The organism is Thermomonas sp. S9 (assembly GCF_024704365.1).
In the GTDB taxonomy this organism is placed as follows: Bacteria; Pseudomonadota; Gammaproteobacteria; order Xanthomonadales; family Xanthomonadaceae; genus Thermomonas.
In genome coordinates this window covers 442,842-457,085 of record NZ_JAJDFY010000001.1, presented here as the reverse complement: position 1 = coordinate 457,085, position 14,244 = coordinate 442,842, and the positions used below count along the sequence as shown (strand labels likewise).

Annotated in this window: 8 protein-coding genes and 3 pseudogenes; 5 read left to right on the top strand and 6 right to left on the bottom strand. The window is 72.5% G+C overall.

Translation table 11 applies throughout. The annotated features are described in order from the left end of the window. Positions 1-28: 28 nt before the first annotated feature. Positions 29-1,255, top strand: a pseudogene (gene bioF, locus LJB71_RS02220) (8-amino-7-oxononanoate synthase). On the opposite strand, the gene LJB71_RS02215 reads toward bioF, so the two are convergent. Continuing rightward, positions 1,227-2,699 carry an NAD-dependent succinate-semialdehyde dehydrogenase gene (locus LJB71_RS02215; protein WP_259302930.1) on the bottom strand — a complete coding sequence of 491 codons (1,473 nt, stop codon included), beginning with the start codon at positions 2,697-2,699 and terminating at the stop codon, positions 1,227-1,229. The pseudogene bioF and the gene LJB71_RS02215 overlap by 29 nt on opposite strands. A gap of 147 nt (positions 2,700-2,846) precedes the next feature. On the opposite strand from LJB71_RS02215, the gene bioH reads away from it, so the two are divergent. Both bioH and bioC read left to right on the top strand, forming a co-directional pair. Beyond that, a complete protein-coding gene (gene bioH / locus LJB71_RS02210; RefSeq protein ID WP_259304710.1) occupies positions 2,847-3,614 on the top strand; it encodes a pimeloyl-ACP methyl ester esterase BioH in 768 nt (255 codons plus the stop codon). Beyond that, positions 3,611-4,543: a malonyl-ACP O-methyltransferase BioC gene (bioC, locus tag LJB71_RS02205; protein ID WP_259302929.1), complete on the top strand. Its 933-nt coding sequence runs from the start codon at positions 3,611-3,613 to the stop codon at positions 4,541-4,543. Before bioH ends, bioC begins: the two co-directional genes overlap by 4 nt. 9 nt (positions 4,544-4,552) lie before the next feature. Here the strand turns inward: bioC and LJB71_RS02200 are convergent, their stop codons facing one another. Then, on the bottom strand, positions 4,553-4,978 hold the full coding sequence (locus LJB71_RS02200) for a nuclear transport factor 2 family protein (RefSeq protein ID WP_259302928.1): 426 nt from the start codon (positions 4,976-4,978) through the stop codon (positions 4,553-4,555). Continuing rightward, positions 4,975-5,952, bottom strand: a complete 978-nt coding sequence (locus tag LJB71_RS02195; protein WP_259302927.1) for a pyridoxal-phosphate dependent enzyme — start codon at positions 5,950-5,952, stop codon at positions 4,975-4,977. Before LJB71_RS02195 ends, LJB71_RS02200 begins: the two co-directional genes overlap by 4 nt. Before the next feature lie 502 nt (positions 5,953-6,454). On the opposite strand from LJB71_RS02195, the gene mnmG reads away from it, so the two are divergent. Then, the gene (gene mnmG, locus LJB71_RS02190; RefSeq protein ID WP_259302926.1) at positions 6,455-8,344 is read left to right on the top strand and encodes a tRNA uridine-5-carboxymethylaminomethyl(34) synthesis enzyme MnmG; all 1,890 of its coding nucleotides are present in this window, start codon (positions 6,455-6,457) and stop codon (positions 8,342-8,344) included. A 65-nt stretch (positions 8,345-8,409) separates the two neighbouring features. Continuing rightward, positions 8,410-9,678, top strand: a complete 1,269-nt coding sequence (locus LJB71_RS02185; protein ID WP_259302925.1) for a sialidase family protein — start codon at positions 8,410-8,412, stop codon at positions 9,676-9,678. Between the two features lie 126 nt (positions 9,679-9,804). Here the strand turns inward: LJB71_RS02185 and LJB71_RS02180 are convergent. The 3 genes and pseudogenes from LJB71_RS02180 to LJB71_RS02170 form a co-directional block, all read right to left on the bottom strand. Continuing rightward, positions 9,805-10,822: pseudogene (locus LJB71_RS02180) on the bottom strand (3-oxoacyl-ACP synthase III). A gap of 112 nt (positions 10,823-10,934) precedes the next feature. Beyond that, a pseudogene (locus LJB71_RS02175) lies at positions 10,935-11,253 on the bottom strand (DUF4156 domain-containing protein). A gap of 119 nt (positions 11,254-11,372) precedes the next feature. After that, positions 11,373-14,210: a pitrilysin family protein gene (locus tag LJB71_RS02170; protein ID WP_259302924.1), complete on the bottom strand. Its 2,838-nt coding sequence runs from the start codon at positions 14,208-14,210 to the stop codon at positions 11,373-11,375. Between the last annotated feature and the right edge of the window lie 34 nt (positions 14,211-14,244).

The window sequence follows — 14,244 nt, the reverse complement described above, 5'->3', positions numbered from 1 at the left end:
CGGCATCACCGAAGCCGCCTGAGCGGACATGTCGCGGCCGCTGCTGACCGCCCGCATCGCCACCCTGCGCCAGCAGCGCATCGACCAGCAGCGCCTGCGCGTGCGGCGCACCGTGCTGCGCCGCGACGGCATGCGCTGCGAGGTGCAGGCCGGGGACGGCGGCGCCACCCGCTGGCTGCTGGACTTCTGCGGCAACGACTATCTGGGCCTGGCCCGGCATTACACCGTCAGCGGCGCGCTGCAGGACGAGGCGGCGCGCAGCGGCGCCGGCGGCGTGGCCTCGCATCTGGTGTGCGGCCACCACGCCGCGCACGTCGCGCTGGAGCTGGCGGTGGCCGACTGGCTGCAGGCGCCGGCGGCACTGCTGCTGGGCAGCGGCTATCTGGCCAATCTGGCGGTGGTCCAGGCGCTGCTGGGCGAGGGCGACGTGTGCGTGCAGGACCGCCTCAACCACGCCAGCCTGATCGACGGCGCGCGCCTGGCCGGCTGCGCGCTGCGCCGCTATCCGCACGCCGATCCCGAAGGCGCGCTGCGTCAGCTGCGGGCCGCCCCCGAAGGTGCCGCGCTGCTGGCCAGCGACGGGGTGTTCAGCATGGACGGCGACATCGCCCCGCTGCGCGCGTTGGCGCTGATCGCGCGCGCGCAGCGCGCCACGCTCTACATCGACGAGGCGCATGCAACTGGGGTGCTCGGCGAGGAAGGCCGCGGCAGCGTGGCCGCCGCCGGGCTCGATCACGGCGCGGTGCCGCTGCGGCTGGTGACCCTGGGCAAGGCGCTGGGCGGCTACGGCGCGCTGGTGGTGGGCGAGGCGGATCTGGTGCGGCACCTGGCGGAAACCGCGCGCCCCTACATCTACACCACCGCGCTGCCGCCGGCGCTGGCCGCGGCCTCGCTGGCGGCGGTCCAGCGCGCGCGCCGCGATGAGCTGGCGGCGCGCGCGGCTGGCGGAACTGGTGGCCCGCTTCCGCGCCGGCGCGCGCCGGCTCGGGCTGCCGCTGCTCGACTCCGACACCCCGATCCAGCCGCTGCACTGCGGCGACGACGCGCGCGCGCTGGCGCTGGCGCAGGCGCTGGAGGCGCAGGGCCTCTGGGTCGGCGCGATCCGTCCGCCAACCGTGCCGGAAGGCCGCGCGCGCCTGCGTATCACCCTGTCGGCCGCACACACGAAGCCCAGCTGCGCACCCTGCTGGACGCGCTGGCGCGCGTCCACGACCGGCTCGCTGGCGCTACAGCCCGCCCAGGCACAGATATTTGATCGCCGTGTAGTCGTCCAGCCCGTGCTGCGAGCCTTCGCGCCCGAAGCCGGACTGCTTGATCCCGCCGAACGGCGCGACCTCGGTGGAAATCAGCCCGGTATTGAGGCCGACCATCCCGCACTGCAGCGCCTCGGCCACCCGCCAGGCGCGTGCCAGGTCGCGGGTGTAGAAATAGCCGGCCAGCCCGAACTCGGTGGCGTTGGCCAGCGCAATGGCCTCGTCCTCCGTGTTGAAGCGCAGCAGCGGCGCCACCGGCCCGAAGGTTTCCTCCTGCGCCAGCCGCATCTCCGGCGTGGCGTCCAGCAGCACGGTCGGTTCATAGAACGTGCCGCCCAGCGCGTGCCGGCGGCCGCCCAGCGCCAGCCGCGCGCCCTTGGCCAGCGCGTCGGCCACGTGCGCTTCCACTTTCGCGAGCGCCTTGGCATCGATCAGCGGCCCCTGGTCGCTCGCGCCGGACAGGCCCGGCCCCACCCGCAGCTTGCGCGCCGCCTCGACCAGCTTGTCCGCGAAGGCATCGTAGATGCCCTCCTGCACCAGCAGCCGGTTGGCGCACACGCAGGTCTGGCCGCTGTTGCGGAACTTGCTGGCGATCGCGCCGGCGACCGCGGCATCGAGGTCGGCATCGTCGAACACGATGAACGGGGCATTGCCGCCCAGCTCCAGCGAGAGCCGCTTGAGATCGTCCGCGCACTGCGCCATCAGCCGCTTGCCGACCGCGGTGGAGCCGGTGAAGGTGAGCTTGCGCACCTGCGGATTGGCGGTCATCTCCTGGCCGATGGCCGCGGCATCCTGGCCGGTGACGATGTTGAACGCGCCCGGCATCAGCCCCGCGCGCTCGGCGATCACGCCCAGGGCCAGCGCCGACAGCGGGGTCTGCAGCGCCGGCTTGCACACCACCGTGCAGCCGGCGGCCAGCGCCGCGCCAAGCTTGCGCCCCAGCATCGCGGACGGGAAGTTCCACGGCGTGATCGCCGCCACCACGCCCACCGGCTGGCGCAGGGTGAGGATGCGCACGCCATCCACGTGGCCCGGGATCACCTCGCCGTCCATGCGCTTGGCCTGCTCGCCGAACCATTCGAAATAGCTCGCCGAATAGGCGATCTCGGCGCGCGCCTCCGTCAGCGGCTTGCCCTGCTCGGCGGTCATCAGCCGCGCCAGGTCTTCCTGGTGTTGCAGCATCAGATCGGCCATCCGCCGCAGCACCTGCGCCCGCTGTTTGGCGGTCTGGCCCGCCCACGCGGGAAAGGCGGCATGCGCGGCGGCGATCGCGCGCCGGGTTTCGGCCGCGCCCATGTCCGGCACCGTGCCCAACGGCAGGCCGTCGACCGGGTCGTGCACGGCGCAGGTACCGCCGGCGTCGGCCGCGCACCAGCGGCCGTCGATCAGCGCCTGCTGGCGAAAAAGATCAGGGTCGGCAAGCGCGAGGCGAGTCGAAGCGTCCATTGGCCTCCTCCGGGAACGATGACGGTGCGGAAACGATACGCCGGGCGGCGTGAGCTTCGCGCGATAATGCACATCCGTTCCGCTTCCGTTTCCGCCTGCCGCGCCGCATCACTGGCAGGAATCCCCATGACCGATCCGAACAACGCATTGCACGTGGAGATCACGGGCGACGGCCCGCCGCTGGTGCTGCTGCATGGCTGGGCCATGCACGGTGGTATCTTCGCGCCGCTGGTGCAGGCGCTGCGCGCGCGGCGCACCCTGTACGTGGTGGACCTGCCGGGGCACGGCCACAGCCGCGATGCCGGCGTGCCGCTGGCGCTGGAGGCCTGCGCACAGGCGGTGCTGGCCGCGGTGCCCACCGCGCCGTGGTGCGGCTGGTCGCTGGGCGGGCTGATCGCCCTGCACGCTGCGCAGCAGGCGCCGCAGCGGGTGCCGGCGCTGGCGATGGTCTGCGCCACGCCGAAGTTCGTGCGCGGCGACGGCTGGCCACACGGGATGCCGGTACAGGTGTTCACCGAGTTCGCACAGTCCCTGGCGCAGGACTGGCAGGGCACGGTCGAACGCTTCCTCGCGCTGGAGGCGTTCGGCTCCGAGCACATGCGCGAGGAGCTGCGCCTGCTGCGCGAGGCGGTGCTGGCGCGCGGCGCGCCCGTGCCGCAGGTGCTGGCCGCCGGCCTGCGCCTGCTGGAAACCTGCGACCTGCGCGCGGCGCTGCCGGCGCTGCGCATGCCCAGCCTGTGGCCGGGCGGCCGCCGCGACCGCCTGGTGAACCCGGCCGCGCTGCAGGCCGCCGCCGCGCTGGCGCCGCAGGCGCGCTACGTCGAGGTGGGGCATGCCGGGCACGCGCCGTTCCTGACCCATGCCGACGCGGTGGCCACCGCGCTGCGCGACTTCCTCGACGGAGCATCGGCATGAGCGCGCCGCTGTTCGATACCCGCCAGGTGCGGCGCGCGTTCTCGCGTTCGGCCGCCAGCTACGACGCCGCCGCGCGCCTGCAGCGGCTGGTAGAAGCGCGGCTGCTGGAAGCGCTGGACTACCTCGACGATCCCGCGCTCGGCCGCACGCCGCCGCAGGTGGTGCTGGATCTGGGCAGCGGCACCGGCCACGCCAGCGGCATGCTGCAGAGGCGCTGGCCGAAGGCGCGCGTCATCGCGCTGGATCTGGCGCTGCCGATGCTGCGCCAGGCGCGCGCCGCCAATGCCGCCCCGCGCCTGCCCGGACTGCCGCTGCGCAATCCGTTCGCGGCCACCCCGCAGCCGGTGTGCGCGGATGCGCGCGCACTGCCGCTGGCCGAGGCCAGCGTGGACGTGCTCTTCTCCAATCTGTGCCTGCAGTGGGTCGAGGATCTGCCGGCGGTGCTGGCCGGCTTCCGCCGCGTGCTCAAGCCGCACGGGCTGCTGCTGTTTTCCACCTTCGGCCCGGACACCCTGTGGGAGCTGCGCGATGCGTTCGCGCAAGCCGACGAGGCCCCGCACGTCAGCCCGTTCATGGACGTGGCGGCGGTGGGCGATGCGCTGGTGGCCGCGGGCTTCTTCCAGCCGGTGGTGGACCGCGACCTCGAGACCAGCCTGTATCCGGACATGCCGGCGCTGATGCGCGAACTGCGCGCGCTGGGCGCCACCAATGCGCTGGCCTCGCGCCGCCACGCGCTGACCGGGCGCCGCCGCTTCGCGGTCGCGGCCGAGGCCTACGAGGCCCGGCGCGCCGCGTCCGGGCTGCCGGCCAGCTGGGAAATCATCAGCGCGATGGCCTGGGCGCCGGAGGCCGGCACCCCGATCCGCGAACACGGGGTCGACCTGGCCGCGGTGCCGGTAGCGCGCATCCCGATCCGCCGGCGCGGCTGAGGCGCGTCCTCAGCGCACCTGCGCCAGCCAGTCCTCGAGGTTGTAGTAGTTGCTGACCCGCGCGATGCGGCCTTCGCGCAGGTCGAAGAACGCCCCGCCCGGCAGCACGTAGGCCTGCCCGCGCGCGGGCGGCAGCCCGGTATCCGCCCGCAGGTACTGCCCGTGCACCACGTACTCGGCGGCGGCGCGGGTGCCGTCCTCGCTGGCCAGCACCACCACGTCGCGCAGCTGCTCGCGGTAGCAGCGCGCCATCCGCTGCAGGAAGGCGGCAAACGCCGGCTTGCCGGTTTCGCGCGGGCCCTGGTTGAGATCGTGGATCACCTCCTCGGCCAGCAGCGCCAGCATGCCGTCCCAGTCGCCGCGGTTGAACGCGGCGTAGTAGGACAGCACCAGTTCGATCGCGCGGTCGTGCGCGCGGTTGCCATCGATCTTCACGCGGCGTCTCCTGCAAGGGCGAACAGGGCCGGCAGCGCGTCGAGGTCGACGTTGCCGCCCGACAGCACGATCCCGACCCGGCGTCCGGAAAACAGCGCCGGATGCGCCAGCACCGCCGCCAGCGCGATCGCCGACGACGGCTCCACCAGCTGCTTGCTGCGCGTCCACAGCAGGCGCAGCGCGGCCACGGTGCGCGCATCGTCCACGGTGAGCACGCGCGCGCCCGATGCGCGCAGCAGGGCGAAATTGGGCGCGCCCAGGGTGCCGCGCAGGCCGTCGCAGACGGTATCGGGCACGAAGTCATGGTCGAGCGCACCGCGCGCGAACGAGCGCGCGCCGTCGGCGGCGCCTTCGGGTTCGGCCAGGAACAACTCGCACGCCGGTGCCAGCGCGCGCACCGCCAGCGCGGTGCCGGCGGCCAGCCCGCCGCCGCCCAGCGGCACCACCACGGCATCCAGATCGGGCACCGTGTGCAGCAGTTCCAGCGCGGCGGTGCCCTGGCCTGCGATCACGCGCGCATCGGCATAGGGATGCACCACGGTGGCGCCGGTCTCGGCCTGCACCCGCGCGCAGGCGGCCTCGCGCGCGGCGATGGTGGGCGCGCAGGGGTGCAGCAGCGCGCCGGCGTGCGCGATCGCCGCGAGCTTGGCGCGCACCGCCCCTTCCGGCACCACCACGTGGCAGGCAATCCCGCGCAGGCGGGCGGCCAGCGCCAGCGCCGCGCCATGGTTGCCGGAGGAATGCGTCACCACGCCGCGGGCGGCGGTGGCATCGTCCAGCGCGAACACCGCATTGCAGGCGCCGCGGAACTTGAACGCCCCGATGCGCTGCAGGTGCTCGGCCTTGAAGTGCAGGCGCGCGCCGGTCTCGGCGTTGAGCGCACGCGACGTGAGCACCGGGGTGGCGTGCACATGCGCGGCGATGCGCGCCGCGGCGTCGAGGACATCATTGAAATCGGGCGAGGCGGCGTACATCCGCACATGCTAACCCGCGGCCCAACGCGCAGGCCCGGGGCAGTCGCCGCCGGCGCCCGCGGTCACGAACCGTGACGCAGCCCACAGACCGCACCGGAAAGCGTCGCAAGGGTGACCGGATGCGTCACTTCGCGCCGGATCGCGCTAATCTAGCGCTGCCGGTGTCGGCAGGATTTCCCGGATCCCCCTGTTCCGTCGTCCTGCCGGCACCGGCGCCCGCTGCACCGGCGCGGCGCGCGGCCATCGCCACGGCCGCCCCTCCGGTGCCATCGCAAGGCGAGACGCGGCGCGCACTGGCGCGCAGATCGGATGTGTAAAAAGAACGAGGGCCGGCTGTCCCCCGACAACCGGCCCTCCCGGCATCCTCGACCTGCGCAGGGTCGGCCCCTGTTCAGTCCGACCATCACCTGGCGGTGTGCCAGGCCGAGTGCCGGACTGTTGGAAGCAGGAAGCGTGCCAGTCCCGCGCACCGCCCCGCCCGCCGCGCGATAATGGCCCCAGGATGAGCAACGCCTTCTACCACTTCGACGTGATCGTGATCGGCGGCGGCCATGCCGGCACCGAGGCCGCGCTGGCCTCCGCGCGCGCCGGCGCGCGCACCTTGCTGCTGACCCACAGCATCGAGACCGTGGGCGCGATGAGCTGCAACCCGGCGATCGGCGGCATCGGCAAGGGCCATCTGGTGAAGGAGATCGACGCGCTGGGCGGCATCATGGCGCGCGCCGCGGACGCCGCCGGCATCCAGTGGCGCGTGCTCAACGCCAGCAAGGGCCCGGCGGTGCGCGCCACCCGCTGCCAGGCCGACCGCGCGCTGTACCGCGCCTTCATCCGCCGCGCGGTGGAAACCCAGCCGAACCTCACCGTGTTCCAGGCCGCGGTGGACGACATCGTCATCGAACAGGACGCCGTGCGCGGCGCGATCACCCATACCGGCCTGCGCTTCCACGCGCCGGCGGTGGTGCTCACCGCCGGCACCTTCCTGGCCGGCAAGATCCACATCGGGCCGACCCAGTACGCCGCCGGGCGCATGGGCGATCCGCCGTCCACCGCGCTGGCGCACAAGCTGCGCGAAGGCCGCTTCGTGGTGGACCGGCTGAAGACCGGCACCCCGCCGCGGATCGACGGACGCACGCTGGATTACGCGGTGATGGAAGAACAGCCGGGCGACGATCCGCGCCCGGTGATGTCGTTCCTCGGCAGCCTTCACGACCATCCGCGCCAGGTCAGCTGCTGGATCACCCACACCAGCGAACGCACCCACGCCATCATCCGCGGCGCGCTCGACCGCTCGCCGCTGTACAGCGGCCAGATCGAGGGCATCGGCCCGCGCTATTGCCCGTCGATCGAGGACAAGGTGGTGCGTTTCGCCGACAAGCCCAGCCACCAGATTTTCGTCGAGCCCGAGGGGCTGGACGTGGTGGAAATCTATCCGAACGGCATCTCCACCTCGCTGCCGTTCGACGTGCAGCTGGAGTTGGTGCGCTCGATCCGCGGCTTCGAGCAGGCGCACATCACCCGCCCCGGCTACGCCATCGAATACGACTTCTTCGACCCGCGCGGGCTGAAGGCCTCGCTGGAGACCAAGACGGTGGCCGGGCTGTTCTTCGCCGGCCAGATCAACGGCACCACCGGCTACGAGGAAGCCGCCGCGCAGGGCCTGCTGGCGGGGGTGAACGCCGCGCGCCACGCGCAGGACAAGCCGCCCTGCACGCTGCGCCGCGACCAGGCCTACCTCGGCGTGCTGGTCGATGACCTGATCACCCACGGCACCAGCGAGCCCTACCGCATGTTCACCAGCCGCGCCGAATACCGGCTGCAGCTGCGCGAGGACAATGCCGACGCGCGGCTGACACCGCTCGGGCGCGAACTGGGCCTGGTCGATGACCTGCGCTGGGAACGCTTCAGCCGCAAGCGCGCGGCGATTGAGCGCGAGACCGCGCGCCTGGCCGGCCTGTGGGCGGCGCCGAACAACGCGCTGGGCGCGGCGCTGGCGCGCCACCTCGGGCTCGAGGTCAGCCGCGAGAACAGCGCGCTGGACCTGCTGCGGCGGCCGGAGCTGGACTACGCCCGGCTGATGCAGGTGCCCGAACTGGGACCCGGCGTTGCCGACCAGAAGGTCGCCGAGCAGGTGGAAATCGCCACCAAGTACGCCGGCTACCTCGAGCGCCAGCGCGAGGAGATCGCGCGCCAGCAGCGCCACGAGGCGACCGCGATCCCGGACGGCTTCGACTATGCGCAGGTGCGCGGGCTCTCCGCCGAAGTGCTGCAGAAGCTGCAGCAGGTGCGGCCGCAGACCATCGGGCAGGCGCAGCGCATCCCGGGCGTGACCCCGGCGGCGATCTCGCTGCTGCTGGTGCACCTGGAGCGCGCGCGGCGCGAACGCGCGGCCTGAACAAGCGGCCGTTCCAGTACGGCGCAGTTGCGCGACAATCGCCCCTCACTGCCGGAGTGCCGACCATGCGCCTGCCTGCTTTCACCTTCGCCGCTTTCGCCCTGCTGCTGTCTGCCTGCCAGCGAACGTCTGCGCCGCCCCGGCCCGCCAACGGCGACTACGCGGTGCAGACCTGGGTGCTGCCGGCCGAGGCCGGCTCGATGGCGCCCGCCCTGGTGGCGGGCCCCGGCGGGCGCGTGCTGCTGGGCTGGATCAACCGCCGCGAAGGCCGCCGCAACGCGCTGCAGTTCGCCTCCTACACCGAGGCCGACGGCTGGCAGAGCCAGCCGCGCACGATTGCCATCGGCAACGCGCTGCAGGCGAATGCCGCCGACCCTCCACACCTGCTGGCCACGCCCGATGGCGCGCTGTGGGCGCAGTGGGTGCAGACGCAGCCGGACGCTGCCGGTGGGACCGACGTGGTGCTGGCGCGCTCCAAGGACGGCGGCATGGCCTGGGAGCAGATCACCCGGGTGAACACCGACGGCATGCCCACCGAGCACGGCTTCGCCGCGCTGTGGGCCGACGGCAGCGATGGCGCCGGAGTCGCCTGGCTGGACGGGCGCGGCAAGCGCCCCGCGCCCCCGCATGGCGCCGCCACGGGTGCGCATGACGAAGGCGAGGGCGACATGCAGCTGCGCGCCAACCGCTTCACCCTCGACCTGGCGCGCGGCAGCGATGCCGTGGTGGATGTGCGCAGCTGCGACTGCTGCCAGGTCGCGGTGGCCCTCACCCGCCGCGGCCCGCTGCTGGCCTGGCGCGACCGCGACGCCAACGAGGTGCGCGACATCGCCACCGCGCGCTATCAGCAGGGCGCGTGGACCGCGCCGCGGATCGCGCATGCCGACGGCTGGAAGGTGGAAGGCTGCCCGGTGAACGGCCCGGCGCTGGCCGCCCACGATGCGAACGTGGCGCTGGCCTGGTACAGCGAAGGCAGCGGCCAGCCGGCCGTATACCTGGCCCGCAGCCAGGATGCGGGCGACCAGTTCGACCCGCCGGTAACGGTGGCCGCCGGCCCCAACGTGCTGGGACGCCCCGCGGTCGCACTGGACGCCCGCCAGGTGTGGGTGGCCTGGCTGGAGCAGGCCGACCGCGGCCAGCGCCTGCAGCTGGCGCGCTACGCACCCGACCTGTCGCGTCGCCTGCAGACCCTCACCCTCGCCACATTGGCAACCCGCGGCCTGGCCAGTGGCTATCCGCGCCTGGTGGTGGATGAGGGCGGCGCGTGGCTGGCCTGGACCGACGTGGACGCCAGCGGCGTGGCCCACCTCAAGGGCGCGCGCGTGGCGCGCTGAGCGCGCGTCCGGCGGCACCGCACGGACGCCATCGCGATTCGCGCATCCATCCCGAAGGTTCGGGATTCAGGTTCCTTGGCGATTAATCGACGCGGGAGCCCGCACCCGACGCAGGCCAGCGCCAGCTCACCATTCCACTTCCGCCATCGAACAGTTCAGGCCGGAGCCGATGCCGAGCAGGGCCACCCGGCTGCCCTTCTTCAGGCGGCCCATCTCGCGCAGCTTGGACAGCACGATCGGCACGCTGGCCGGGCCGATGTTGCCGTGCTCGGCGAAGATGGTCATGACCTTCTTCGGGTCGATCCCCATCGCCTTGGTGAAGGCGGCGGTATGCACCTTGCTGACCTGGTGGATGACGAATTCGTCCAGTTCGGAGACGACCCATCCCAGCTTCTGCTTGGCGACCTCGAAGGTCTTGGTGGCCAGCTTGATGCCCTCCACCAGCAGCATGCGGGTGTCGGTGATCATGCCGTCGATGTTGCCGCGGCAGAGCTTGTTCCACTCGGTGGCGGCGCGCGTCACGCCGCCCTTGTAGCGCGGCGCGCCCGGGGCCAGCTCGGCGCGCGCCAGCACCATCGCGGCGGCGCCGGAGCCAAGGGTGAGGGTGGCCAGCTCGTTCTTGAAGTCTTCCTCGGTGACGTCGGCGCGGGTCATGCGGCTCGAGCGTCTTCTCGTAGGCGAGATTGGCGGTCTCGCCGTCCACCACCAGGGCGTATTCGATCTCGCCGCGTTCGATCATGCGCGCGGCGATGTCCATGCCGTTGATGAAGGCCAGGCAGGCGTTGGCCACGTCGAAGTTCTGGCAGGTGTCGGGCAGACCGAGGTTGCCGCTGACGATGGAGGCGGTGGACGGCTCCAGGTAGTCGCGGCTGACCGAGGTGTTGACCAGCAGGCCCACCTTGTCGGGGTCGATGCCGGCATCCGCCAACGCCTTCACCCCGGCCAGGGTGGCGGCATCCGAGGCCTGCACGTCGCCGTCCCACAGGCGGCGCGCATGCACGCCGGCCACGTCGCCGAGCACGTCCACCCGGATGCCGAGGCGGTCGAGGGTCGGCTTCAGGCGCGCGTTGATCTCCCCGGAGGTCAACCGGCGCGGGGCGTCGATATGGGCCAGGCCGGCAATGGCAACGTGGTGGAACAGCATGGCGGGACACTCGTACGGGCGCCGGGGCGGCGCCGGAACCGCCTAGGATAGCGGCTTTCGCTCCCGTACGCCGGCGTATCCCCGGCCTGTTCAGGTTGGCGCGGCGCCGGCCTCAGCGGCAGCGCCACATCGCCCAGCGCTGCTCGCCCTCGGCCGGCGGGCCGAGCGGGCTGATCCGGTTGGCGCCCAGGCGCGGCGCCTCGTTGCGGGCCAGGACCTCCAGCTCGTCGCGCACGCGCAGGGCGTCGCGCTCGTAGAAGCCCACCTTGTGGGTCACCGAGACCACCACCTCGCCGCGCGCCTCGCAGCCGGCCGGGGCGGCCGCCAGCACCGTCACCTGCTGTGCCCCCCGGGGCCATCTTCACGAAGGTGCAGGCCGGTAGGGCCAGCACCAGCAGGACGACGGCGGCGACACGGATCGGCAGGGGCATGCGCGGGACTCCCGGAAAACGAAGACGCACCGGATTGTGGCCCGGTGCGTCTGAATCGTGCAAAAGCGGTGGGGGGCGCCGCACCCGCTGGCACATGGGCCGCGGCGACCGGCCGGGGCTTACTTCTTCGCCACCGGCTTGCCGTCGGCGTCGATCACGGTCACCTCGCCCAGGTTGAGCGCGCGCAGCGGGGCCTCGGTCCTGGACAGATCGCCCACCACCACCCAGGTCAGGCCGCTGGAATCGAGGGCCTTGGCGGCCGCGTTCACCTGCGCCGGGGTCATCGCCTCGATCTGCGCCTTGCGCTGGAACACGTAATCGTCGGGGCGGCCGTACAGCGCATTGCTGGCGATGGTGTTCATCACCGCGGCGGCGGTCTCGTAGGCGCCGGGCAGGGTCAGGGTGAGCACCTTCTCCATGCCCTCCACTTCCTCGGCGCTGGCCGGGCGCTGGCCGCCGGCGTACTCGGCGATCTCGCGCCGCATCTCCGCCGCTGCCTCGCCGGTCTTGTCGATCTGCACCGGGGCCGAGGCGGTCCACAGGCGCTGGCCGAGGGCGCCGCCGGCGCCGCTGCGGGCGCCGTAGGACCAGTGCTTGTCCTCGCGCAGGTTCATGTTCAGGCGCGCGGTGAAATCGCCGCCGATCACCATGTTGGCCATGTCGTACTCGACCGTCTTCGGATCGGTGCTGGACGGCAGCAGGGTGGCCGCGACGATGTTGGCCTGCACCGCCCCCGGCTGGTCCACCAGGAACACCCGCGGCTTGGGCTGCGCCGGCACCTGCGGGATGGCCGGTGCGGCGGGCGCGCCGGGGGCGGCCGTCCAGTCGCCGAACGCCTGTTCCAGCAGCGGCAGGATTTCCGGCAGGGTGGTGTCGCCCACCACCACCAGGGTGGCGTCCTGCGGGCGCAGGGCGGTGGCGTGCCAGCGCTGGATGTCGGCGCGGGTCAGGGCCGCGATCCCGGCCTCGGTGCCGCTGCGCGGCGCCGCGTAGGGATGCCCGGCGCCGTACACCAGGCCCGGCAGCACGCGCTGCACGATGCCGTTCGGGCTGGCCTTCTCCTGCTTGATGCCGGCGATCCACTGCCCGCGCACGCGGTCGATGTCGGCCTGCGCGAAGCGCGGCCTGCGCAGCATGTCGGCGTACAGCGCCAGCGATGGGGCGAGGTTCTGCTTCAGCGCCGACAGGTAGGCGCTGCTGCCGTCCTGGCCGGCGCTGGCGCCCAGCTGCGCGCCCAGCGCCTCGGCGCGGTCGGCGAACGCCAGCGCGTCGAGATCGCCGGTGCCCTCGTCCAGCAGGCCGGCTGCGAAGCTGGCCACGCCGGGCGCGCTGGCGGCGGCGCCGCCGCGGAACTCGTAGCTCATCTGCACCACCGGCACGTCATGGCGCTCGGCCAGGATCACCTTGGTGCCGTTGCGCAGGGTGGCATGCTGCTGCTGCGGGAACTTCAAATCCGGAAAACGCGCGGGCATCGGTACGCCGGCCTTGCGGTCCACCGTGCTCGGCAGGGTCGTGTACTTGGGATCCGGCCTGGGGGTCTTGAACGGCGCCGGGGTGACCGTGGGGTCTTCCGCCAGCGCGACCCGCTTGCCGGGGTTCACCACCAGGGTGTGGCTACCCTTGCCGGCGCCCAGCCAGGCATTGCCGGTGGCGCGCAGGTTGGCCGGGGTCACCGCGGCCAGGGTCTTGAGGCTGGCGCGGAAGCAGCCGGGGTTGCCGGTGTACACCGCGCATTCGGCCAGCACGTCGGCCTTGCCGCCGAACCCGCCGATGCGCTCGATGCCGCGGATCCAGCCGGCCTCCAGCGCGGTGCGCGCGCGCGCCACTTCGTCCGCGCTCGGGCCGTCCTTCAGCAGCGCTTTCAGCTCCTCGTCGATCGCCGCCTCCACCTTGGCCACGTCCACGCCCTGCTTGACCGCGGCGGTGATCATGAAGGTGCTGCTGAGCTGCGCGCCGTAGGCGCCGGCGCTGATGTTGTCCACCAGCTTGTCCTGGTGCACCAGCCGGCGATCCAGGCGCGAGGCCTTGCCGCCGCCGAGGATGCGCGCCAGCACCTGCAGGCGGTCGAGGTCGGGCTGGCCGTACTCGGCCACGTTCCATACGCGGTAGATACGCGACTGCGGCACGTTGTCGGTCATCTCGCTGCGGGTGTCGGCGGTGTGCGCGGCGACGTCCACCTTGGGTTGGGCCATGGTCGGGCCGGCCGGGATGTCGCCGAAGTACTTGGCCACCTTTTCCTTCGCGGTGGCCAGGTCGATGTCGCCGGCCAGCACCAGCGCCGCGTTGTTGGGGCCGTACCAGGTGCGGAACCAGGTCTTCACGTCCTCCAGCGAGGCCGCGTTGAGGTCGTTCATCGAGCCGATGGTGCTGTGGTGGTACGGGTGGCCGGCCGGGTACATGGTCTTGCCCAGCACGTCCCACACCTGGCCATAGGGCTGGTTCTCGCCCTGGCGCTTCTCGTTCTGGACCACGCCGCGCTGCTCGTCCAGGGTCTTCTGGTCGATTGCGCCGAGCAGGTGGCCCATGCGGTCGGATTCCATCCACAGCGCGGTGTCGAGCGCGGTGGTGGGCACGTTCTCGAAGTAGTTGGTGCGGTCGGAGTTGGTGGTGCCGTTCTGGTTGGTGGCGCCGATCGCCTTGAACGGAGTGAAGAACTCGCCCGGCGCGTTCTCGCTGCCGTTGAACATCAGGTGCTCGAACAGGTGCGCGAAACCGGTGCGGCCGGCCGGTTCGTCCTTGCTGCCGACGTGGTACCAGAGGTTGACCGCGACGATCGGGGCCTTGCGGTCGGTATGCACGATCACGCGCAGGCCGTTGGGCAGGGTGAAGGTCTCGTAGGGGATATCGACCGTGGCGGCGGTGGTGGCAGCGGCGGCGCGTGCCGAGGGCGCATAGCCTGCGATCGGCAGGCTGGCGGCGAGGGCAAGCGCCAGTGCGGCGGGACGGAACACGGACATCGACGACTCCTTCGGGTTCTGGCGGGAGCGGTTC